The sequence below is a fragment of the Bifidobacterium boum genome, assembly GCF_000741535.1.
Classification (GTDB): Bacteria; Actinomycetota; Actinomycetes; order Actinomycetales; family Bifidobacteriaceae; genus Bifidobacterium; species Bifidobacterium boum.
In genome coordinates this window covers 36,914-58,914 of sequence record NZ_JGYQ01000016.1, presented here as the reverse complement: position 1 = coordinate 58,914, position 22,001 = coordinate 36,914, and the positions used below count along the sequence as shown (strand labels likewise).

Below are 22,001 nucleotides of genomic sequence, written 5' to 3'. Positions count from 1 at the left end.
TACTAATGATTTTGAAGTACCACGCCCGCAATGGGTGTGGCCATGCGCATGATGGGAGATTGACACCTATGGCACTTGGCACTGAGCCGCATCCGCAGGGACTCGCGGATCCGCCTATCGACGACCTGATGCAGCACGCTGATTCCAAGTACGCGCTGGCGATTTTCGCCGCGAAGCGCGCCCGTCAGATCAATTCGTATTTCACACAGCTCAATGAGGGTCTTCTGCAGAATGTCGGCCCGCTGGTTGAATACGAAAACCAGGAGAAGCCGCTGTCTATCGCTTTCCGCGAAATCAACAGCGGTCTGTTGGAGGAGACGCTGGGTGAAGACGATTTGAGCGAAGGCAACTGATCGCTCGCCACGTCGACATATGCCCCTGATGCCGGATTCGCCTGCCATATAGGTATGGTGGAATTCGGCCGGGGGCATTATTCTTACTAACCAGTTGCATATTGTGTTGTGATACCTGCCTCGGTTTCCGTCGCCGTCGTAGGGCGGATAACGGCGGAAAGACAGTGAGGGGAATATGGAGCGTCGCCTGATTTCGGCGGAATCCGTCACCGAAGGACATCCTGACAAAATCTGTGACCAGATTTCGGACGCAATCCTCGATGACATGCTGCGGCAGGATCCACATTCGCACGTCGCCGTGGAAACGTCTGCCACCAAAGGCCAGTTCTTCGTCTTCGGCGAGGTGACCAGCGAAGGGTACAGCGATATCCAGCGCATTGTGCGAGATGTGGTGCGCAACATCGGCTACACCAGCTCTGATATCGGACTTGACGCCGATTCCTGCGGCGTGGTGGTGTCACTCAGCGAGCAGAGCAAGGAAATCAACCAGGGTGTCGCCCGGCTCAACCGCGAACAGGAGTCCGCGGCGTCCCGTGAGGAACGCTATGAGGCGCAGGGTGCTGGCGACCAAGGCGTGATGTTCGGCTACGCGACCGACGAGACCGAGGCGCTGATGCCGCTGCCGATTTATCTGGCGCATCGGCTGGCCTTCCGTCTGGCTCAAGTGCGCAAGGACGGCATCGTCCCGCATCTGCGTCCGGACGGCAAGACCCAGGTGACCATCGAATACGACCAGGAAGATAAGCCGGTTCGTCTGGATACCGTGCTGGTATCCACCCAGCATGACCCTGAAGTCGATCATGATTGGCTGCTCGCCCAGTTGCGCGAGCATGTGATCGAGCCGGTGCTCGCCGAAGTGCTTGGCACCGACGTCCGCCACAACGACTATCGCATCTTGGTCAACCCGACCGGATCATTCGTGCTGGGCGGGCCGGCGGCTGACGCGGGCTTGACCGGACGTAAAATCATCGTCGACACCTATGGCGGTGCGGCCCACCACGGCGGCGGCGCGTTCTCCGGCAAGGACCCGAGCAAGGTCGACCGTTCCGCGGCGTACGCGGCCCGTTGGGTGGCGAAGAACATCGTCGCCGCCGGTCTCGCGCACAAAGTCGAGGTCCAGATCGCCTACGCGATCGGTGTCGCCGATCCGGTCAGCGTCAATGTCGAAACCTTCGGCACTGAAATCGGCGGTGTAACCCGCGACCAGATCCAGGCGGCCGTCCGCAAGGTCTTCGATTTGCGGCCTGCGGCGATCATCGATGAGCTCGACCTGCTGCGCCCGATCTACTCCAAGACCGCGGCTTACGGCCATTTCGGCCGAAACGACCCGGACTTCACATGGGAACAGACCGACAAGGTCGACGAGTTGAAAGCTGCCATCAAATGAGCGATGACACCATGATGACGCTGCTGTATCGGCCGCAGAGCCGATGTCGACTGTCATGACCGAAACGTGCCGGGCGCACCATGCTGCCCGGCACGTTTCCATAGGTTCGCCGGAATGAGGTTCGCCGGCGATTGGCATGGGAAGCACGTTGGAACATCGCGATCCTTAGAAGGAGAAGGACACATGGCAGGTATGACCGTTGCACAGATGATAGGGCTTTTCATCGAACCGAATGCGCCGTTGCGCGTCGAGGCGTTCGACGGATCGGTATTCGGCAGGGCGGATGCACCCATATGCATCAAGGTCAACAATTCAAGGGCGGTGTACTACATGGTCGACCACCCCAATGAGCTGGGGCTGGCTCGCGCATATCTGCAAGGTGACATTTCCTCGCCGCAAATGATTCCGGGCGACCCGTACGAGGTCTTCAAAGACTTGGTCAACGTCAAGCCTTATTTCCATAAGCCCGATCCGGTCGCAGTGGCCAAAGCGCTCGCCTCGGTGGCTTCGCATGGCATCCGGCATCCGAAGGCGCCAAGCATCGAAGGGCCGAGCCGTCTGCGCCGAGCCGCCGAAGGACTGCTTCCGCACAGCAAAGCAGGGGATGCGGCCACCGTCAGCTACCATTACGACCAGTCCAACGACTTCTACCGGCTTATTCTCGGACCGACCATGACGTACACATGCGCTGTGTTCAACAAGCCGACCGACACCTTGGAAGCCGCGCAGGAAGCCAAGCTGAACCTGGTGCTCGACAAGCTCGGTCTGAAGGCAGGCGACCGGCTGCTTGACATCGGCTGCGGCTGGGGGTCTATGGAGGTCGTCGCCGCCCGTCGCGGCATCCACGTCATCGGCGTGACCCTTGCGGACGAACAGGTCGCTTGGGGCAAGGAATGGATCAAACGCGAGGGGCTTGAAGACCTCGCCGAAATCCGTTTGATGGACTATCGCGACGTGCCGGAAGCCGGATTCGACGGCATCTGCTCCCTGGGCATGATGGAGCATGTCGGCGTCAAGAACTATCCGTCCTACTTCCGTGAGATTTTCGACAAGCTCAAGCCCAACGGCATGCTGCTCAACCATCAGATCACCCGCATCAACTCGCATGCCGGGCATGCGGCAGGGGAGTTCATCGACCGGTATATCTTCCCCGACGGCCAGCTCGCGTCCCCGGGTGAGATCGAGATGAATATCCAGGATACCGGCTTCGAAGTGATCCACGAGGAGAACCTGCGCCAGCATTACGCGCTGACCTTGCATCATTGGAACCGCAATCTCGTGGACCACTGGAACGAGGCCGTCAAACTGGTCGGAGAGCCGAAAGCACGCTTGTGGGGTCTGTACATGGCCGGATGCGCATACAACTTCGAAATGGACAACATCCAAATCCACCAGTACCTGTGCGTCAAGCCGAATGAGGAAGGCACGGATACCTATCCGCTCCGGCCGTGGTGGGTAGGTCGGAACTGACCGAATCTGACGTGATCATAGGCTGGCACCGGTGGCGTGAGGCACGGCATACCTGTCGTGTCCCACGCCACCGGCCGTATGCGTTGGTTCGCACGTATAGGACACGCCGCCAGAGTGGTGATATGGTAACACCATGACCATCCCGGACGCTGAACAGCCCGCATTCGACGGGCTTGAACCGAAGCGCAAACGCAAACGCGCCCCGGCGAAGCGACAGCGTGCCGCCCACCTGCCGATCGCGCGCGTCGTACTGGACGTACAGGCCACACATCTGGGACAGACCTTCGATTATCTGGTACAAGACAATCAAGATGCGCAAGCGGTTCCCGGCACTCTTGTACGTGTACGATTCGGCAATCGACGTGTCAACGGCATCATCTGGGAGCGTGCCCAGCACAGTGACACCCCGGACTCATCGCTACGATATCTTGAACGAGTGCTTGGCGGGGAAATCCTGGTTCCGGCGCGGCTGCGGGACGATATCACATTGATTGCGCAAGCGTACGGTGGCACGCGAGCCAATATCGTGCGTCTCGCCGTACCGCCACGCGTCGCCTGGGTTGAAAAACAGCAGCGTCATGCCGCCGTATCCGACGACGATGCTGTGATACGACAAGCATGGTTCGCAAGCCGACGCGACGAATTGGGTACCGAAGTCTTACAGGATTATGAGAATCTGCATCTGCTCGGTCATGCCCTGACATCGGGGGGCAAAGGGGCGTTCGTCGTGGACGCGATGCCGGGGGCCGGTCATTGGGCCGCACTGTTCGCATGGATGACCGTGTGCGCGCTCGCCGCCGGACGTGGGGTTGTCGCAGTCATGCCGTCGATGCGTGCCGTCGATGACGCCGTCCGGCAATTACAGTCGCAAGGCTTGCGCGTATTCGGCCCACACGACCCGCAACATGACGGGTATACCGGGGATATCGCGGTGCTTGGCGCGTCGATGGCGCCGGCGGAACGGTACCGCGCTTATCTCGCCGTAGCCGGCGGACAAGTGCGTTGCGTCATCGGCACACGCGCCGCCATGTACGCTCCGATGGATGGCGACGCGTTATTCGTCATTGTCGACGATACCGCGTATCAGCAGGCTGACGGCATGATGCCGTACGCGAATGCGCGCGGCGTGCTCAGACTGCGGGCACAAGCGCATGCAGGCGTATTCGTCGCGTTAGGTAATGCGAGAAGCCCGCTGAGCCAGTGGGAAACGGACGGCCGTCACACCGGGCAATCCCCGGTAAGCGGATACAGTACTTCCATTCAACCGTTGCCGGTCGCCGTGAAAAATCAGTTGCCGTGGGTCAGATGGCTCAACCGGCAAGAGCTCGCACGGCTCGCTGACCCGAGTATCGGCACCCGTGTACCGCACACGGCGGTAACGGTATTATCCCGCGCTTTGAAAACCGGTCCGGTCCTGTTATCTATTCCTCAGGATGGTATCGCTCAGACGCTCAGTTGTGCGGCATGCCACAGGCAGGCGAGGTGCGCCCGGTGTACCGGGCCGTTGGAAATGGCGCAAGGGGTGTCCCAGCCGCGCTGTCGGTGGTGTGCGGCGGCGGCGGTGAACTGGGTGTGTCCACACTGTCATGGTGATCGGATGCGTGTGGTTCGGGTCGGAGCTGCGGGAACCGTACAGGAACTGCATGGCTTGTTCAGGAATGTTCCCATGGTGGTGTCTTCGCCGCATCAGCCGCAAGGCGTAGTCACCGATATCGCCAATGCGCCGATGCTCGTCATCGCAACCCCGGGCGCTGAGCCGCGGGTGCGTGCTCGTGGTGATGGGGTCGGGCAGTATCAGGCCGTCGCGATTCTGGACGCGTGGACCAGTCTGTATGCCCCGGGCGTTGACGCCCGCGTGGATGCGCTTGATTCGTGGATGCGCGTCGTCCAATGGTGTGCGCCACGATCCGCCGGTGGACAAGCACTGCTCATCGGGGAAGCGGACCCACAGGTCGCTCAATCGTTGATGACATGGAATGCGCGGCTGCTGGCCGTCAAGGAACTTGAAGAGCGTGCGCAAACCGGCTTGCCGCCTGTTGTCACCGCCGCATGCGTATGGGGAGCACGTCCGGCGGTCCGCGCCATGCTGCAGGGAGCTGGATTACTTGCCGGGGGAGACTGGGCGTTACTTGATACGGCGTTCGGGCCAATGCCGGCGGTATTGGGGCCTGTACCGATCCCGCCGCCACGGACGGTGGACGCACGTGAGCTTGAAACCATGGCGGACCGGGTCAAAGCGGTGGTGCGCGTACCCCCATCGAGACGCGCTGAACTCGCCGAGCGTCTGCACCGGGAAAGCGCCCGGCATGTCGCTTCACGCGAACCCGGCGAGCTGCGCTTCCAACTCGATCCGAAGGACCTCATCTGAGTTGGGATTGGACCCGTCACGGCCAATCCCGACTAGGCTGTCGTCTCAGGCGAGTACCGCTGCGGCTTCGGCGCCGGTCATACCGTCTTTGACGCCGGCCTGGCGAGCGGCTTGCGTCATGCCCTTGATCGGGTTGGCAAGCACCGCGGCGAAATCCGCGCCGCCCACGAGTACCGCGGCGTCGCCGAATTTCTCGGCGGCGGCAAGATTGAGATACCCGCACATCAGGTAGCCCTTGCTGCCTTGTACCAGAATCATATTCGGGTGACCTTCGCCGCCCGGTGCGACGACCATCGTGCCCTGTACTGTGGTGCCGTTGGCGTCAAGCTGTTCGATGTTCAGCATGGTTCCTCCATACGTCGGGGCGTCTCAACCGATGAGACGCAGAATTGATGCCATCACTTCAGTCTTAGCACGAGCATGTCACGCGCCATGCGCTTTGTCTTGCACGCTTGCCGTCCGGCTATGCTTGGAGTGTCGGGAACGAGGAGCATCGCGCCGACCGGCGTTGCACGATGATGAACAAAGCGAGGTGGATATGAAAGGCTGGCCTGGAGAACCGCAGATGGCATATGACGAGCTGATGGCGCAGGATGCCGCTGCGGCTGCCGACGGGGCCCCGATCACCCAAGTGATCTTCGATTTCGGCAATGTGCTGCTGTATTGGGATCCCGAAGCGGTGATGATCCCGCGTTACAGCCAGCGGCTCGTCGACGGGTTCCTCGACAACGATGTCTCGTCCTTCTACGATGCGAACGACCTGATGGATGCGGGCGCCTCGCTTGAGGAGGGCGTCGCGTACGTCCGTGAGCACAGAGGCGAACCGTGGGCGTCGATGATGCGGTATTACGTGGACAATTTCCGCGATTCGCTGACCGGTGTCGTAACCGGCGCTCGCGTGCTGATCGAGGATCTTCATGCCGCCGGAATCGGAGTATGGGGGCTGTCGAACTGGCAGCAGGACCTGTATCGGATTGCTGAAGAAGGCTGCGACCTGCTCGGCATGCTCGACGGCAAAGTCGTGTCCGGGCAGGTGAAGATGCGCAAACCGCATCGCGATATTTACGAGTACTCGTTGCGCACATTCGGCATCAACGCCCATGATACGGTGTTCATCGATGATAAGGCGATGAATATCGTCGGAGCTAACCAAGCGGGGATTCGCGGCATCAGGTTCCATGATCCCCGGAACTTGCGTGCATGCCTGATTGCGGCGGGCGTGCCGATTGCACCGGTCCAAGACTGACCGACGTCTCTGGAGTCATGTCGGTGCCGGGCGTTTGCTAAGGTGCTGTTGGTATCGTGCGCATTGCGGGAATCCGAGGGGTGCGTGCGAATGGAATTCGAGAATCGAGGATCATGCTCAAAGTCTTGTTCGCAGGAACCCCTGACGTGGCGGTGCCTTCGCTGAAACTGCTGGCCGCCGATACCGAGCATTTTGAGGTCGTGGCGGTGCTGACCCGGCCTGATGCGCCGCAAGGCCGGGGGCGTAAACTGACTCCCAGTCCGGTCAAGCAGGCGGCATTGGAACTGGGACTGCCGGTGATTGAATCCGATCCATCGGAGGAATGCTTCGTCGCCGAGCTTGCCGCCACCGGCGCTGAGGCGGCGGCGGTCGTCGCTTACGGTAAAATCCTCAAACAACGGGTGCTTGACGTTTTGCCGTTGGGCTGGTACAACCTTCATTTCTCATTGTTGCCGCAGTGGCGTGGCGCTGCCCCTGTGCAGCGGGCGATTTGGGCGGGGGATACGATCACCGGTGCTACGGTGTTCCGCATCACCCGCGGCATGGATGAGGGGCCGGTGCTGGCTCAGTCCACTGTCGAAATCGGCCCTCATGAGACGGCGGGGGAGCTGCTTGGGCGTCTTGCCGAGGATGGTGCGCACTTGCTGTCCGCATCGCTTGAAGCGATGGCGCAGGGGCGTATCAGTCCGGTTGAACAGCCTCAGGGGGCGTATGAGGTCGCCGACAAGATCCGTACTGATGATGCGCATATTCGTTTTGATGTGCCGGTGTTCGCCGCCGACCGTCAGATTCGGGCATGCACGCCGCATCCGGGCGCATGGTGCCGGTTGCATGCCGAGGGGGAGCAAGCGCAGGCGCAGACCTTGCATGTGCTTCAAGCCGCTCCCGCTGACATGACCGACCCGAATCTTCCGGGAGCTTTGGCACCCGGACGGCTCGCCGCCGGCAAGAAGCATGTGTGGGTTGGTACGAAAAGCCAGCCGTTGGAGTTGATTGAGGTCAAAGCCCAAGGCAAGAAAGCGATGCGCGCCGCCGATTGGGCGCGTGGTGCCCGCCTCAGCGCTGAGGCGTATTGCGATTAGGTGCGGGCGACTGTTCCAATCGTCTGCTTCTGCCGACGCCGACAGCACATTCAGCGTCGGCAGAAGCAGACGGGCGTCAGTCACGGGACAACAATTCGAGTACGTGACGCAGGTCGCGCTCATTGATGGCGACTTGCGCGGCAAGCTGGACTTTCGGTTTCGCGCAGAATGCGACCCCCAGCCCGGCTGCTTGGATCATCGGAATATCATTGGCACCGTCGCCGACCGCAACCGTCTGATCGTTGGGAATACCGTCACGTTTCGCCCACGCCTGCAGCGCGTGAAGCTTCGTGGTTTTGCATACGATGTCACCGAGCACCCGGCCTGTCAGCCGCCCGTCAACCACTTCAAGCCGGTTCGCCAGCGCATGATCGATATGTACGTCGGCGACCAGACGGTCAACCACTTCGTGGAATCCACCGCTGACTACACCGACCTTCCACCCGTGGGCATGCAACGCGTCAATCAGATCTACAGCGCCGTCAGTAAACGTCACCCGGCGGTACACTTCATCGAACACGCTGACCGGAAGGCCAGCAAGCAGTTTGACCCGTTCACGCAGCGCTTCACAGAACTCCAGTTCACCGGCCATCGCGCGCGCGGTCACTGCGGCGATCTGTTCGCCGACTCCTGCGGCGACACCCAGCTCGTCAATGACCTCTTGATTGATGAGCGTGGAATCCACGTCCATCACCAGGATGCCCGGACGGGCGAGCGTAGGAGTGGATTCGTTCGGAGCTTGCAAAGGTTCATCGGTCATGCCTTCGATTGTCGGAAAATACTGGGACAATGCCGACATGCGTGTTTATGCTCTTGCGACCACTGCCCCCATGTGCGACACATCCGACGGCGGCCTCATCGGCACCCTCACCGCATGGCTGGTGAGCCTGATGGAATCCATCGGCGGTATCGGCGTCATGCTCGCCATCGCACTTGAATCAATCTTTCCGCCTATTCCCAGTGAAATCATTCTCCCGCTCGCCGGCTTCACCGCTTCACGCGGTACCATGCCCCTTTTCGCCGCCATCATATGGGCGACCATCGGCTCATTGCTCGGAGCGCTCACCCTGTACGGTGTGTCGCGGCTTGTCGGATTGCATCGTATCCACCGTGCCGCCGATGTGATTCCAGGAGTGAACCGCGAGGATGTCAACCGTGCCAGCGGCTGGTTCGAACGGTACGGCACATGGTCGGTACTGATTGGCCGGGTCATTCCCGTCGTGCGCTCGCTGATTTCCATTCCCGCCGGCTTCAACCGGATGAATCTCGTGCAGTTCAGCGGGTGGACACTTGCCGGTTCAGCTGTCTGGAACACGATTCTCGTTACTGCCGGCTACGTTCTTGGCGACAACTGGTGCTCCATTCTTGGCGTACTCAACGTGTTTGAAGATATCGTCATCGGTGTCGTCATTGCGATCATCCTTGTATGCATCGTTGTGCGGGCGCGTAAGCTGGTTGCCGGCAGGCGTGCCCGCCGGTCCGGCAATGAAAGCGTGATACCGGAAGAACGGCGGGAACAGTGACATCGCCGCAGAAAGGCAATTGGTATGAGTGATGATGAAGCGGCAGCGCCGCGCACCACGGTATCGCACAGTGACTCCGCGGACGCGTTGGCAGCCCGGGATCGGGCGCTTGATGAGCTCGCCCAAGCCAATGATCAGCTCATGGCGAAAAACCATGCGCTTGCCGCGGCGCTCACACGTGCAAGCAAGGAATTGACCAAAGCGAAATCGCAGATTGGCCAGTTCGCCCAACCGCCTTTGAGCTTTGCCACCATGGTCGAGGTGGAATCCTGTTCGACGGACGAGTTCGGGGTTCAGCATGCCAGCGTTGAAGTCGTATCCGGCGCCCGTCGCTTGATTGTCCCGGTCGCTACAACGCTGAATGCGTCCCGCTTGAATCCCGGGGATACGGTGTTGCTCAACGAGAATATGGTGGTGGTGCACCGGCGCGATGCCGATCGGCTTGGCACTGTACTACAGGTCAAGCAGGTGTTTGCAGATGGCCGCGTGCTGGTCGCTGACGCGGGCGGCGCCTCGCAGGTTGTCCGCCAGGCTGGGGCGTCACTGGGAACGGCTGTCCAGGCGGGGGACCGTGTCCTGGTTGATCCTGCCGGCCGGTTTGTACTTGATGTGCTGCCGCCCGAGGAGCAAGCCGATTTGGTGTTGGAGGAGACTCCGGAGGTCACGTTCGCGGATATCGGCGGTTTGGATGGGCAGATTGAGCGGATCCGCGACGCGGTCGAAATGCCGTTCTTGCATCGCCGGTTGTATCACCGGTATCATCTCAGCGCTCCGAAAGGCATCCTGCTGTATGGTCCTCCCGGCAACGGCAAGACGATGATCGCCAAAGCGGTCGCACATGCGCTTGCAGAAGGGTCGGGTGTCGCCTCTGGCGTGTTCCTGTCGGTCAAGGGACCGGAGCTGCTCAATAAGTATGTGGGTGAGTCGGAGCGGCTGATCCGTTTGATTTTCCGACGTGCACGCGAGCGTGCCGCCGACGGCAGGCCGGTGATCGTGTTCATCGATGAGATGGATTCGCTGTTGCGTACGCGTGGTTCCGGCGTTTCCAGTGATATGGAGACGACGATTGTCCCGCAGTTCCTGTCTGAGCTTGACGGGGTGGAACGGCTTGACAATGTGATGGTCATCGGTGCTTCGAATCGTGTGGATATGATTGATCCAGCGGTGCTGCGGCCCGGACGGTTGGATGTGAAAATCCGTGTCGACCGGCCCGGTGAGGCTCAAGCATGCCAGATTGTGCGACATTATCTGACCGATGATCTGCCATTTGAACCCGGTGTTGACGTGTCCGCGCTGGTCGCGGTGTTGGTCCATGACCTGTATGCGCATGGCGAGCATCGGCATATGGCGGATATCCTTGATGATTCCGGAGTATGGTCACCGCTGTATTTGGGTGATGTCGCCTCCGGGGCGATGCTGAAGAATATCGTCGACCGTGCCAAGACCATGGCGATCAAAGCCTCAATCGACTCGGGCGAGGATGTCGCGTTGACGGTCGAGCTGCTTGCCGCGGCGGTGAATGATGAATGCCGTGAGACCCGTGACGCCGTCCTGGATGCCGATCCGGTGCAATGGTCGCGGATCAACGGGATCGCAGGCGGTCGAGTAGTACGGATTCGTCCCGCCGCCGGGTATGTCGTGGACACTGACGGAATCACTGCGGACCGTGTATGAACGACGGTTGCGGATGAGGTAACGGTATCGAGGAGAAATAATGAGCGTTCGCAGAGTGATGGGCACCGAAACCGAGTATGCGGTGAGCAGGCCGGGAGACAGGTACGCGAATCCGGTCCGGTTGAGTTTCGACGTGGTCGCTGCCGCCGATGATGGCACGCGTGGCGATATCCGCTGGGATTATCGGCAGGAAGACCCGGTCAACGATGCGCGTGGCCATCGGTTGGATCGTGCCGCCGCACGTCCGGATATGCTCACTGATGCGCCCCAACTGCATATCACCAATATCATCGCACCCAATGGTGGCAGAATCTATGTCGACCACGCCCACCCTGAGTATTCGGCGCCTGAGACCACCGACCCGTTCGAAGCGGTCCGGTATGATCATGCCGGCGACCTGCTGATGCAACACGCCGCCCGGGAAGCGTCCCGGCGCACCGGCAAGCCGATTGTGCTGCACCGCAACAACGTTGACGGCAAAGGGGCGAGCTGGGGTACGCATGAGAATTACATGATGCTGCGTGCTGTGCCGTTCGACCAGGTAACCGCTTTGATGACCGCGCATCTGGTCACCCGTCAACTGTTCACGGGTTCGGGGCGCGTAGGGTTGGGGGAGCGGTGCGAACACGCCGGCTTCCAGTTGAGCCAGCGAGCGGATTATATTCATGCACGTGTCGGCTTGCAGACCACATTCGACCGTCCGATCATCAACACGCGTGATGAATCGCATAGTACGGACGAATACCGGCGACTGCATGTCATTGTCGGCGACGCCAACCGTATGGATGTGCCACAGGCGCTGAAACTCGGCACGACAAGCATGCTGCTGTGGCTGTTGGAAACCGCTGCGAACGAGTCCTACGACGTGAACGCCTTACTGGCATCGGTTGCGCTGTCCGATCCGGTCACCGCCATGCATGAAGTCTCGCACGACCTGACTTTGGCGAGACCGCTGCCGCTCGCCGATGGCGGCACCATGACCGCGTGGCAGATACAGACGAGACTGCTCACCGCGGTATGTGAGGTTGCCGCCATGCGTTACGGTACGGACAGCCACGGCACGCCGCTATGGCCGGATACGCAAACCCGCCGGATCATGGAGATGTGGCGTCGCGCCTTGGTCGATGTCGCGGCGGTCAGGCATGCCGACAATGACACGCGGCTGACTATGACGCAGGAGGGCGCACGCTTGGAATGGCTGCTCAAATGGCAGGTATTGGAACGCATGCGTCGTCGTCTGGCATCATCGGGCCATGACGCCGCATGGTCCGACCCACGCATCGTGGCGCTTGACCTACGGTGGGCGGCGCTCGATCCGGAAACCTCCCTGTTCGACGCGGTGAAGCCGCACACTGAACGGCTCGACGGATCCGACGCGGACACGCTCATACGACACGCGAGTTCACAGGCGCCGGACTCGACCCGAGCTTGGCTCAGAGCGTATATCGTAAGGGAATATGCGCCGCAGGTTGTCGCAGCCTCTTGGTCGCGGCTTACCGTGCGTGAAACGGATGGTTCACTATTCGGATTCGATATGTCCAACCCGCTCCAGTGGACACGCGAACGTTGCGAACACGCCGTATGTGACGGCTTGGCTGCGGGCGAACCCGTGGCGGATATTCTGCGCGACATCATCGACGGACGGTAAGATACCACCAGAACGTCTCCGTCGTGCACCGGTACGCCGGTATGACCGGCATCGGCCGACGACGGGTATGACACATGACCGCAAACCCCTTAACAGACAGGTGAAACAAGGACATGGATCTGCAACAGCTGGCGCTCGAAGCCGCACGCGTCGCCCAAGACGTGGGCAAGCATGCCTTCCAAGCGCAGGCAAGCCCCACGACAATGGTTGAATCCCATATCCCCGACGTTGCGGGGGAACCTCCCACACTCCCGATCAACGACCGGCTCGTACCGTTCATTGAGAACCGTCTGACCTATCTTGACCGGTTCAACGGATTCTGGCATGATCATCCGCAACAATGCCAGCCAGGAGAACGCTATTGGTGCGTCGGACGAATCGACGGCGCCATCAATTTCGTACGCGACATGTCCGAATGGACGGTGACGATCTCACTGTTCGAAATCGACGAACATGGCGGGGCGAACCCGATTCTGGGCGTAGTACACGCTCCTGCGCTTGAATTGACGTATCTTGCCGCACGCGGCAAGGGCGCGATCCGCATCTGGAACACCCCGTTCGGCAACAAACGCCAGAAAATCATCCCCACCACGCGTGCCAGCCTCGACGGTTCGGTCATCAGCTACGGAATGTCCTACGTGCCTTCAGAATCCGAGCGCGCCTTGCACGTGGTGGCTGCGCTCGCCGGAAAACCCGCGGACATCAAGCGTGTCGGACCGGTGTCGTTGGATATGTGCAAGGTCGCGGACGGCACGTATGACGCGTATTTCGAACCGCATCTGCACTCATGGGATATCCCTGCCGTGTCCGCGGGCACCGTGGTTGTCCGCGAAGCGCAAGGACAAGTGTCACGTTGGGATGGACAAGACATTCGTTGGCGTGAAGAAAATGATGTCGTCGCCAGCAACGGCCTGCTCATCGACCAGTTGCGCCCGTACTTGCACGACTGACCAGGCAGACGGAATGTGACCATATCATGTCACGTACCAAGCAAAACGGTAGTGTTGTCCACAACACAACAATCGGATAGGAGGAACGGAACATGCCACAGCAGTACACACAGCACGGCAGCCAAGCCCGACAACAGCATGAGGACACACACGCCGACCTCCAGCAGGCGCAGGCTGAAACGCACGTTGATGCGCTTGACGCGGTGCTTGATGATATCGCCGGTACGCTGGAAACCAATGCGCAGGATTATGTGAACAGTTTCGTGCAGCAAGGCGGTGAGTGATGCCGCAACTGCGCGACAGCGCCACCCGCGCAGACAGCGGATCACACGGCGCCGACACGGTGCATTCGCCGCAATTCGGCACCGGTGCACGCATTTTCGGCATCGAAACAGAATATGGTGTCGCCATCACCGGTGTCGATCGTCACGTGGACGCCCGGCAAGTCGCCGCGATGATATTCCAGCCGGTCGTCACCCAAACGCGATCGACCAACACGTATTTGTGTAACGGGGCACGGCTGTACCTCGATGTCGGTTCACATCCCGAATATGCGACCGCCGAAACGAGAGATCCCCTCGACACATTAACGCAGGATCTTGCCGGCGAATGGGCGATCCGCCAGCTGGCCAATCAGGCTCAGCAGCGTATCCGGGAGCGTGTCGGACGGGACGCGACAGTCCACGTGTTCAAAAACAACGTCGATTCCGCGGGGCATGCGTTCGGATGCCATGAGAACTATCTGGTGCGCCGATACGTGCCCCTGACCGTCATCGAACGCGAACTCCTGCCATTCTTGATCACCCGGCAACTGTTCACCGGCGCTGGCAGAGCAACAGGACATGGTTTTGAACTTTCCCAGCGTGCCGACTATCTCGACGAGGCGGTCTCATCGGCAACCACGCGCGCCCGCCCTATGGTCAACACGCGGGACGAGCCGCACGCCGATCCTGAAGAATTCCGCCGCCTGCATGTCATCATCGGCGATTCCAACCGTTCCCAGTTCGCCACGTTCATGAAACTCGCCACCACGCATCTGGTCCTTGGCGTGATCGAAGCCAGCATACGTGCGGGACGTCCGTCAGGATTCGGCTCCTGTACGCTCGCCGACCCGAATGCCGCGAATCGGGCCATCAGCCGTGATATCACCGGTGCGTTCACCGTGCAACTTGCGGCGGACCGTGATGAAACCGATGCGGCATGGCATCGCCACGGTGTTGCGAGCGCACTGGATATCCAGCAGCGGTATCTCGACATCGTCAAGCAGAAGGTACGTGCAGACAGAGACACCATCGCTCGGTCACTGCCGCGTACTGATATCGACCAGGTGCTTGCCGACTGGCAGGACCTGCTCGATCTGGTCGCCGCACAGGACGTGGATGCGCTCGCCGATCGACTGGACTGGGCGGCCAAATACCGGTTGTTCGAGGCGATGCGCCGGCATGACCCGCATGTTGATACGTGGCGTATCCAACAGGTGGATATGGATTATCACGATATCGTCAACGGGAACGTATACCCGTCGCTGATTCGCCGTGGCATGATGCGGACCCTGGTCAGCCAACGCGATGTCAACGGCGCGGTGGACACCCCTCCGCGGGATACCAGGGCGGCGTTGCGCGGGCGGTTCGTCCAGACGGCATTGCGATACGGGTTGCAGTTCTCATGCGATTGGACCCGTTTGACGTTGACGGAGCCGGTTCATGGCGAGGTTGTACTGCTTGACCCGTTTGACGCGTGCCCGACCCCCCGATTCGAAGCGCTGATCGCTCAAATGAAGCAAGCGGATACGGTATCCGCGCCGCTCGCATAACGCACAAGCGGGTGAAAATGTGAGCGCCCCCGGCCGTAAACGACCGGGGGCGCTCACATTCCTGTGTCACAGGGTGATGCTGTCAGTCAGCTCACTCAGCGACGGCCTTCTTCAGCAGGGAGCCTGCGGAGATACGCACGCCGTAGGAAGCCGGAATCTTGATGGTCTCGCCGGTACGCGGGTTGCGACCGGTGCGGGCAGCACGCTTTACACGCTCAGCAGAGAACAGGCCAGTGAGCTTCAGGCCTTCGCCGGACTTCATTGCCTCGACGAACACATCCTGGAACGCATTCACGGCGGCTTCGGCCTGAGCCTTGGTCAGGTTGGACTTCTGAGCGATCTTCGAGACGAGATCAGACTTGTTGTATGCCATAAAGCATCCTTCTTGATCGGGGGCCTCCATATTCCTAGAGACCATGTCAACTGTAGATAATAGCGCACGTTGAAGAGAAACACGGCTATTTTCTGCGGTTTTCCGCCACTTTTTCGCAAATCGGCACATTCAGATGAGATTATGACGGTCAAGCCAGTGCATGGCAAGCGCGCCGATGGGGATACGCAGCCAGTAGAAGCAGACACGATACAGCAGTGTCGCCGACAGCGCTACTGCCGCGGGAACTCCGACGGATGAGAACGCAAAAGTCAGCGCGGCTTCCACCGCACCCAAACCGCCCGGAGTCGGCACCGCTGATCCGAGTGTATTAGCGAGCATGAATATGAACATCGTTTCGATGGGATTCGTCCGATAGCCGAAGGCAAGCAGCGCAGCCCAGAATCCCAGACCGATGGCCACATTCAAGACAACCGCTCCGGCAATCGCGATGGCGAACTCCTTGGGCTTGATGAGCATTTCCACAAGTTGACGGGCATACGAGCGGATGATCGGCAGGTACGTGGTGATAATCTTCTTGCGGATCGGCGGAATGAGCATGGCAAGTGACATCACCAAAGCGGCAACAGCGATGGCGATGATCAGCGTATTGGTCGGCACCATGCCGGATAGCGTATTGCGGCCGGAGAAAATACCGATACCGAGCAGGAGAACGACCGTGGTCAACGCTTGGGATACCACAACGGCGCTCATGATGGCGGTCGCAGCCGTGTTCTTATAGCCGCTCTTGCGTAGGAACTGCAAGTTCACAAAAGCGGGGCCGACACCTGCCGGCATGGATACCGCGGTGAACCCTGAGGCCGCTTGCGAACAGAAGATACCGAACCAGCGTCGTCGTCCGTGATCCATGAACGCGGCAAGTGTCAACCCGGTTCCCAGCCATGCGACGAAACTGAACAGCATGCACAGCAGCGCCCACCACGGGTTCGCGTTGCGTACTGCGCGGATCATCGCATCAGGGCGCATTTGGGTGAACACCACGGCGATGGCGACAATAGTCAATGTCAACGCGATGAAGGAGCGTAGATTAAACCGGGAGAGCGCAACCGTCTCCATCGGCTCATCCGCATCCTGCGGCAACAGGGTTTTGAGCGTGCTGCGCAGCATACCCAGCAAATGCTTATCCCATCCGTCCAATGCGCGGGTCGCGGCCGGAACGGCGGCTTTCTGCACGAACGGGGCAATATCGATAAGCGTGTCATCACCCCAGATCTCACGAGCGGCGGCGACCGACCGGTCAATACCGATGACGGCGCACAGCAAGGCGAGCAATTGCACTTTGTCCAAAGCGATGTTGGCTTGGCTGCTGGCGCAATCACCATTCTGCCAGCCGGCGACAATCGGATCCGACCCGCTGATGGTGACGATGCAATCCGGCGTGATACGGCGATGCGTGTACCCGCGACGATGAGCCGTATCCACGTATGCGAGCAATGCGCGCGCCTGAGCATCATCAAGCTGGCTCAGGTCGAACGGGTGGGGGGCGGTTTGCGCGTCAAAAACCAGAATGGAGGATTCACCCGAATCCGTAACCCCATAGACGTTCGGGGTCTGCAAATCGATATTGTGCAAGCCGAGAATCATGGACAAGTGGTGGTGCATGGCATCTTGGGCGGAACGGTCGCGCCGCACTACGACACCATTGAGCCTGATCCACTGCCATAGCTGGTTGAGATATCCTGCACTGCGTCGCTGATTATCCAACACTGAAACGACGTAATGCGAGCCATCGCGGTCAATCGCGTCGTATATACGTGAGTTTTCGATGAGATCATCCTGTGCGCTGGTTCGCAGGACCGTATGCTCGGTATCGGTATGGTCACGCCGCTCCAGCATGGTGACGTGGATGCCGATATCGTTGAGCGCCTGCGCGAGATGCTTCCCCCAAACCCCCTTGTTCTCGCTGCCGGAAGCGAAACGGATAAGCATACCGATAAACCGTGCGAGTGCGAACGACACCAGCACGCCGGGCAGTGAATGCCATGAGACAATCACCATGATCGTCGCGACCACGTAGAGCGTGTTCCAACCCCATTTCACTGTGGTATGCATGCGACGGGGGCCGGCGACGGTCAGGAATGCGCCGAGCCCCGCATACATGTCCGGCAGCAGGGAAGCAGGTGAGGCTCCGGTTCCGTTGGACACCAGCGCCGAAATAAGATTAAGATTGCCGGTGGCGTGCAGTCCCGCGCTCAGTAGCGCGCATCCGGCGTAGCCGCTGAGCAGTGCGAGAATGGATATGACCGAATGCAGCCATTCACGGTTCACCAGAATCTGGATGAGTACGCTGACAACAATGAAAACCGCGGTCAACTGTTGCACCAGAGTGGTGGGAACATCCATCAGCCAGTTGAGCGTCTGCCCTGCGTTACGCGCGTCGGTTTCCACGCCTTTGGTCATGCCGTTGAGATTGGCGGCGATCAGAAGAATAAGGGCCAACAGAAGCAGGGCGCTCGCCGCGTGAAGGAGATCGGTGAAATCGCGGGTCCGTTGCGGCGGGGTGTCGTGTATGCGAGGGGCTTGTGTTTGACTGTCCGCCAACGGGTCCTGCGTCGTGTGACGGTTGTCCTCGGAGCTGTTCGATGATGCTGGGCTATGTTGCACGGCTGGTCTTTCCGAATAGAAACGTGATGGTTACGCGTGTGTGGGGGTGTGACGGAGGCGGGTGAAACGTCATGAAGGCGCGTCACCGACGAATACGGTGACGCGCCTTCGCGCGTGGGCCGGCGCGGCTGCACGGCGATGCTAACCGTGAATCCGCACCGGCGACATATCACTGCTGATCGTAGTCGACCAAGCGGGATGCCGCACCCGTATAGGTGGCAGGGGCGAGCGCCTTGAGACGGGCGGCGGTGTCGGGGTCGAAGGACTGCTCGTCGATGAACCGCTCGACATCATCCTTGCCGATGCTGTGCCCGCGCATAAGCTCCTTGACTTTCTCATACGGATGATCCATACCGGGCTCGCCCGCCAGTTCGCCGGCACGCATGGCGGTCTGGATCGGCTCGCCCAGCACCTCCCAGTTGTCATCCAGCTCACGGCGGATAACAATCTCATTGGGGTGGATGGACTTGAGTCCGCCGAGCAGGTTCGTCAGTGCGAGCACCGAGTATCCGAGCGCAGAACCGATATTGCGCTGGGTTGTTGAATCCGTCAAATCACGCTGCCAACGGCTTTCCACCAGCGTGGCGGACAGCGTATCCAGCAGTGAGCAGGAAATCTCAAGATTCGCTTCAGCATTTTCGAAACGAATCGGATTGACCTTATGCGGCATGGTGGACGATCCGGTGGCGCCCTTGACCGGTTCCTGGGCGAACACGCCGCGGGAAATATACATCCACACGTCCACCGCAAGATTGTGCAGGATACGGTTGGTGTGGCTGATGGTGCCGTACAATTCAGCCTGCCAGTCATGGCTTTCAATCTGCGTGGTCAGCGGATTCCACGTCAAACCCATACGGTTGGTGACGAACTCCTTGGACACGGCGATCCAGTCGACGTCCGGCAGCGCCGCCAGATGCGCACCGAACGTGCCGGTCGCACCGTTGATCTTGCCCAGATACTCCTGCTCGCGCACATGCTTGAGCTGACGGTTCAGACGGTGGACGAACACGGCGAGCTCCTTGCCGAGCGTCGTCGGGGTCGCCGGCTGGCCATGGGTCAGGGCGAGCAATGCCATATCACGATACTGGTCCGCCTTTTCGGCCAACAGGTCGACAATCGCCTGCGCGTCAGGCAGCCACACCTGCTCGACCGCCTGCTTGACACAACGGGCGATGGACAGATTGTTGATATCCTCGCTCGTGCACGCGAAATGTACGAGGGTTTTCAACTGGGTCAGCTGCGTATCGGCGCCAAGCGTGTCAGCAGCCTTGTCAAGCTCATCGTCGATATAGTATTCGACGGCTTTCACATCATGATGGGTGACCGCTTCATGAGCCGCATGACGGGCGATGCCTTCCGCGCCGAACTGCTCGGGAATAGCGCGCAAATACGCCTGCTCGGCTTCGCTCAACGGCTTGACGCCCGGAACGATCGGCTGGTTGCCGTTGCCGGCGAACCCGTTGGCCAGCAGAATCATCCACTCGACTTCCACGCGCATGCGTTCACGGTTGAGCGCCGGCTCGCTCATATATTCGACCAGTGGGGCAGTCTGATGATGATAACGCCCGTCAAGCGGGGTCAATGCGATTGCTGGGGTGATGTCAGTAAGCTTCATACTGCTCAGGATACTTCCAACCGTGAACCGGGGCGGCTTTACGCGAGCACACCCCCGGTTGCCTCAGCGCATCATCCGCCCTTGCCAATAACTGGTTTCCTCCAATTCGCCTGCGATAACCTGCCGGAAATGCCGGTCGTGTGAAGTGACCGCACCGGAACCGAGCGCCGCGGCGTTCGCATATGCCGCCTGATGGAATTTGAGATGATGAGACATTTGCCGTGCGTCTGCCGTCTCGGGCACCGGTTCGGCGAGCACCGGTCCCGTGCCGTTGCCGTGCACTGTCTCGGCGACCGAACCGTGAATGGTCAGCCAGCGCTCGCCTACCGGGTTGGCTGCCCCGTCAAGTGCCGGCACCAGTTCATCATCCATTTCGATGCTGGTGGTCCACGCGTCCCCGCTGATGGGATGGTTCGCTACAGGCGAGCCTGCGGTGACGATATGCCGGATATTGTACTTGCTGTCCGAAGCGAGTGTCGCGGCGACAATACCGCCTTGAGAATGTCCGATGATGGCGACGGGATCGTCTTGTCCGATGCCGCTGCGCTCCATCGCTTCGAGAACCATACGAGCGCTGTCCGCCTGCATTCGTGTCCGGGCTTGCGAACTCATGAGTTCAACATTCTGCGGCCAACCGAATGGGGAATCGGCATGCCCGTCGGTTCCCGGAATGATAACCAGCCACGCTGCGCTGCCGTCCATGCGACGATACCGCTGGATGGCGATGGTCGCATACGACAATCCGTTGTCTTCGTTGGTGCCGTATTGGTTCTCCGCAAGGGAACGAAGCTGCACAATCGCGCCGGCAACGCCGTCAGCCTGCCGGGTGACCTGCCATGCCGGGTATCGTCTGCTCAACTCGATGCGGTTGCCTTGCCGCCGGTCGTTGAGCTGCATGCTGATCGATGCGAGGTGTTCGGCGGCGACGTTGACACTGTTGCGTGAAAGCATGCCGTGCAGCGGGTCGATCGCCGTCATGCCGGAACCCGGTCGTATGGCGCGTGACCGGGCGATACCGGCGAGCACGGCTATGCTGAATCCGCGCATCAAGGCTTGATGATACGGCGATGTGGTGTGCAGGATGTCCAGCAGGGGCTGTGACTTGTCGTCACTGGTGGCGACCACGCCAATGGACCGTAGGATGTCGCTCGCCATGCCTCTGAGCACGGATGAGGCGGTGGACAGTGGGTCGGTGGGGATGCCGGCGGATGCATGTGCCGCTTTGGTTTCAGCATCCAGGTACAATCCTTGTGCCCGCGCCACTAATTGGGTCAAGGCATCCATGTGTTGCGCGATTGCCGAGCACACGCGTATCTGTGCTTCGCATGCCCGTGAGAGTTCGACGATGAATGACAGTCTCGGCATCGCCGCGGCGGTCAATGAACCGCCCGGCCAGGAGTCACGGTGGACGGGACATGATGAGACATGCAAACGGGTGCGGGTGAGTTGGTCGGATAGCGTGGCCCATGCCGCCGATTGGGCGGCGAATTGCCGTGACGTGTCGGTGAGTGTGGCAATCAACGCGTGGAATTGTTGTGCATCGGCGACACTGAGCGGTACGCCGCCTCTGACCCGCGAAGTGACTTCCCAAGACATCAGGCTACCTCCTGGCGTATGGCCAGCAGGGCGTGCGCACGTTGCCGGACATCCTCGTTCATACGAATGGCGGTCGTCACCTTGTCTCGCATGAGTGCGGCCGCCTGGCCGTGCCAGTCGATGGATGCGGCGAGCGCGGCCGTGTCGGTGAGCGAGGTGACACATCGTTCTGTGCTCGCGCACGCGGTGTCGAGATGATTGAGAGTGCCGGTGGTTGCTGTTTGGCAGGTGCATGCGGCCGCCAAACCGGGGTGATTGATGATATGTTGGTTCATGTCTTC

19 protein-coding genes are annotated in these 22,001 nt (G+C 60.2%); 12 read left to right on the top strand and 7 right to left on the bottom strand.

Annotation, left to right across the window (positions count from 1 at the left end):
• Window positions 1–68: 68 nt before the first annotated feature.
• The 4 genes from rpoZ (at window position 69) to BBOU_RS06140 (ending at window position 5,578) form a co-directional block, all read left to right on the top strand.
• Window positions 69–353, top strand: a complete 285-nt coding sequence (gene rpoZ, locus BBOU_RS06155) for a DNA-directed RNA polymerase subunit omega (protein WP_015450687.1) — start codon at window positions 69–71, stop codon at window positions 351–353.
• 175 nt (window positions 354–528) lie between these two features.
• Window positions 529–1,740: a methionine adenosyltransferase gene (gene metK, locus BBOU_RS06150; protein WP_026502200.1), complete on the top strand. Its 1,212-nt coding sequence runs from the start codon at window positions 529–531 to the stop codon at window positions 1,738–1,740.
• Between the two features lie 183 nt (window positions 1,741–1,923).
• Window positions 1,924–3,210 (top strand): class I SAM-dependent methyltransferase, encoded by a 1,287-nt coding sequence (locus BBOU_RS06145; protein ID WP_026502199.1) that lies wholly within the window; start codon window positions 1,924–1,926, stop codon window positions 3,208–3,210.
• A gap of 133 nt (window positions 3,211–3,343) precedes the next feature.
• Entirely contained in the window at window positions 3,344–5,578 is a 2,235-nt protein-coding gene (locus BBOU_RS06140; protein WP_026502198.1) for a primosomal protein N', read from the top strand.
• Between the two features lie 45 nt (window positions 5,579–5,623).
• Here BBOU_RS06140 and BBOU_RS06135 read toward each other — a convergent pair whose 3' ends face one another.
• Entirely contained in the window at window positions 5,624–5,923 is a 300-nt protein-coding gene (locus BBOU_RS06135) for a DUF1805 domain-containing protein (RefSeq protein WP_051616572.1), read from the bottom strand.
• Between the two features lie 193 nt (window positions 5,924–6,116).
• Between BBOU_RS06135 and BBOU_RS06130 the strand changes: the two genes are divergently transcribed.
• Entirely contained in the window at window positions 6,117–6,824 is a 708-nt protein-coding gene (locus BBOU_RS06130) for an HAD family hydrolase (RefSeq protein WP_026502197.1), read from the top strand.
• Window positions 6,825–6,937: 113 nt separating this feature from the next.
• Window positions 6,938–7,906 (top strand): methionyl-tRNA formyltransferase, encoded by a 969-nt coding sequence (gene fmt / locus BBOU_RS06125; protein ID WP_026502196.1) that lies wholly within the window; start codon window positions 6,938–6,940, stop codon window positions 7,904–7,906.
• Window positions 7,907–7,982: 76 nt separating this feature from the next.
• Here fmt and serB read toward each other — a convergent pair whose 3' ends face one another.
• Complete coding sequence (gene serB / locus BBOU_RS06120) at window positions 7,983–8,666, bottom strand: phosphoserine phosphatase SerB (RefSeq protein ID WP_081815426.1); 684 nt, start codon at window positions 8,664–8,666, stop codon at window positions 7,983–7,985.
• Between the two features lie 37 nt (window positions 8,667–8,703).
• Between serB and BBOU_RS06115 the strand changes: the two genes are divergently transcribed.
• The 6 genes from BBOU_RS06115 (at window position 8,704) to BBOU_RS06090 (ending at window position 15,514) form a co-directional block, all read left to right on the top strand.
• The gene (locus BBOU_RS06115; protein ID WP_026502194.1) at window positions 8,704–9,429 is read left to right on the top strand and encodes a DedA family protein; all 726 of its coding nucleotides are present in this window, start codon (window positions 8,704–8,706) and stop codon (window positions 9,427–9,429) included.
• An 18-nt stretch (window positions 9,430–9,447) separates the two neighbouring features.
• The gene (arc, locus tag BBOU_RS06110; protein ID WP_420885356.1) at window positions 9,448–11,103 is read left to right on the top strand and encodes a proteasome ATPase; all 1,656 of its coding nucleotides are present in this window, start codon (window positions 9,448–9,450) and stop codon (window positions 11,101–11,103) included.
• A gap of 40 nt (window positions 11,104–11,143) precedes the next feature.
• The gene (dop, locus tag BBOU_RS06105; RefSeq protein WP_026502193.1) at window positions 11,144–12,751 is read left to right on the top strand and encodes a depupylase/deamidase Dop; all 1,608 of its coding nucleotides are present in this window, start codon (window positions 11,144–11,146) and stop codon (window positions 12,749–12,751) included.
• 113 nt (window positions 12,752–12,864) lie between these two features.
• On the top strand, window positions 12,865–13,701 hold the full coding sequence (locus tag BBOU_RS06100; RefSeq protein WP_026502192.1) for an inositol monophosphatase family protein: 837 nt from the start codon (window positions 12,865–12,867) through the stop codon (window positions 13,699–13,701).
• 92 nt (window positions 13,702–13,793) lie between these two features.
• Window positions 13,794–13,985 (top strand): ubiquitin-like protein Pup, encoded by a 192-nt coding sequence (locus BBOU_RS06095; RefSeq protein ID WP_026502191.1) that lies wholly within the window; start codon window positions 13,794–13,796, stop codon window positions 13,983–13,985.
• Window positions 13,985–15,514: a proteasome accessory factor PafA2 family protein gene (locus BBOU_RS06090; RefSeq protein WP_026502190.1), complete on the top strand. Its 1,530-nt coding sequence runs from the start codon at window positions 13,985–13,987 to the stop codon at window positions 15,512–15,514. The genes BBOU_RS06095 and BBOU_RS06090 overlap by 1 nt, the downstream gene beginning before the upstream one ends.
• Window positions 15,515–15,605: 91 nt before the next feature.
• Here BBOU_RS06090 and BBOU_RS06085 read toward each other — a convergent pair whose 3' ends face one another.
• The 5 genes from BBOU_RS06085 to BBOU_RS09295 all read right to left on the bottom strand — a co-directional run bounded on the left by BBOU_RS06085 (window position 15,606) and on the right by BBOU_RS09295 (window position 21,995).
• Entirely contained in the window at window positions 15,606–15,887 is a 282-nt protein-coding gene (locus BBOU_RS06085; protein ID WP_015450672.1) for an HU family DNA-binding protein, read from the bottom strand.
• 129 nt (window positions 15,888–16,016) lie between these two features.
• On the bottom strand, window positions 16,017–18,509 hold the full coding sequence (locus tag BBOU_RS06080) for a lysylphosphatidylglycerol synthase transmembrane domain-containing protein (RefSeq protein WP_338071803.1): 2,493 nt from the start codon (window positions 18,507–18,509) through the stop codon (window positions 16,017–16,019).
• Between the two features lie 169 nt (window positions 18,510–18,678).
• Window positions 18,679–20,124 carry an adenylosuccinate lyase gene (purB, locus tag BBOU_RS06075; RefSeq protein WP_026502188.1) on the bottom strand — a complete coding sequence of 482 codons (1,446 nt, stop codon included), beginning with the start codon at window positions 20,122–20,124 and terminating at the stop codon, window positions 18,679–18,681.
• Window positions 20,125–20,187: 63 nt separating this feature from the next.
• Window positions 20,188–21,720 carry an alpha/beta fold hydrolase gene (locus BBOU_RS09245; protein ID WP_026502187.1) on the bottom strand — a complete coding sequence of 511 codons (1,533 nt, stop codon included), beginning with the start codon at window positions 21,718–21,720 and terminating at the stop codon, window positions 20,188–20,190.
• Entirely contained in the window at window positions 21,720–21,995 is a 276-nt protein-coding gene (locus BBOU_RS09295) for a hypothetical protein (RefSeq protein WP_161788243.1), read from the bottom strand. Before BBOU_RS09295 ends, BBOU_RS09245 begins: the two co-directional genes overlap by 1 nt.
• Between the last annotated feature and the right edge of the window lie 6 nt (window positions 21,996–22,001).

Excerpts from the sequence above, each read along its gene's own strand:
- rpoZ (WP_015450687.1), top strand. The coding sequence starts at position 69 with ATGGCACTTGGCACTGAGCCGCATCCGCAGGGACTCGCGGATCCGCCT.
- metK (WP_026502200.1), top strand. The coding sequence starts at position 529 with ATGGAGCGTCGCCTGATTTCGGCGGAATCCGTCACCGAAGGACATCCT.
- BBOU_RS06145 (WP_026502199.1), top strand. The coding sequence starts at position 1,924 with ATGGCAGGTATGACCGTTGCACAGATGATAGGGCTTTTCATCGAACCG.
- BBOU_RS06140 (WP_026502198.1), top strand. The coding sequence starts at position 3,344 with ATGACCATCCCGGACGCTGAACAGCCCGCATTCGACGGGCTTGAACCG.
- BBOU_RS06135 (WP_051616572.1), bottom strand. The coding sequence starts at position 5,923 with ATGCTGAACATCGAACAGCTTGACGCCAACGGCACCACAGTACAGGGC.
- BBOU_RS06130 (WP_026502197.1), top strand. The coding sequence starts at position 6,117 with ATGAAAGGCTGGCCTGGAGAACCGCAGATGGCATATGACGAGCTGATG.
- fmt (WP_026502196.1), top strand. The coding sequence starts at position 6,938 with ATGCTCAAAGTCTTGTTCGCAGGAACCCCTGACGTGGCGGTGCCTTCG.
- serB (WP_081815426.1), bottom strand. The coding sequence starts at position 8,666 with ATGACCGATGAACCTTTGCAAGCTCCGAACGAATCCACTCCTACGCTC.
- BBOU_RS06115 (WP_026502194.1), top strand. The coding sequence starts at position 8,704 with ATGCGTGTTTATGCTCTTGCGACCACTGCCCCCATGTGCGACACATCC.
- dop (WP_026502193.1), top strand. The coding sequence starts at position 11,144 with ATGAGCGTTCGCAGAGTGATGGGCACCGAAACCGAGTATGCGGTGAGC.
- BBOU_RS06100 (WP_026502192.1), top strand. The coding sequence starts at position 12,865 with ATGGATCTGCAACAGCTGGCGCTCGAAGCCGCACGCGTCGCCCAAGAC.
- BBOU_RS06095 (WP_026502191.1), top strand. The coding sequence starts at position 13,794 with ATGCCACAGCAGTACACACAGCACGGCAGCCAAGCCCGACAACAGCAT.
- BBOU_RS06090 (WP_026502190.1), top strand. The coding sequence starts at position 13,985 with ATGCCGCAACTGCGCGACAGCGCCACCCGCGCAGACAGCGGATCACAC.
- BBOU_RS06085 (WP_015450672.1), bottom strand. The coding sequence starts at position 15,887 with ATGGCATACAACAAGTCTGATCTCGTCTCGAAGATCGCTCAGAAGTCC.
- purB (WP_026502188.1), bottom strand. The coding sequence starts at position 20,124 with ATGAAGCTTACTGACATCACCCCAGCAATCGCATTGACCCCGCTTGAC.
- BBOU_RS09245 (WP_026502187.1), bottom strand. The coding sequence starts at position 21,720 with ATGTCTTGGGAAGTCACTTCGCGGGTCAGAGGCGGCGTACCGCTCAGT.
- BBOU_RS09295 (WP_161788243.1), bottom strand. The coding sequence starts at position 21,995 with ATGAACCAACATATCATCAATCACCCCGGTTTGGCGGCCGCATGCACC.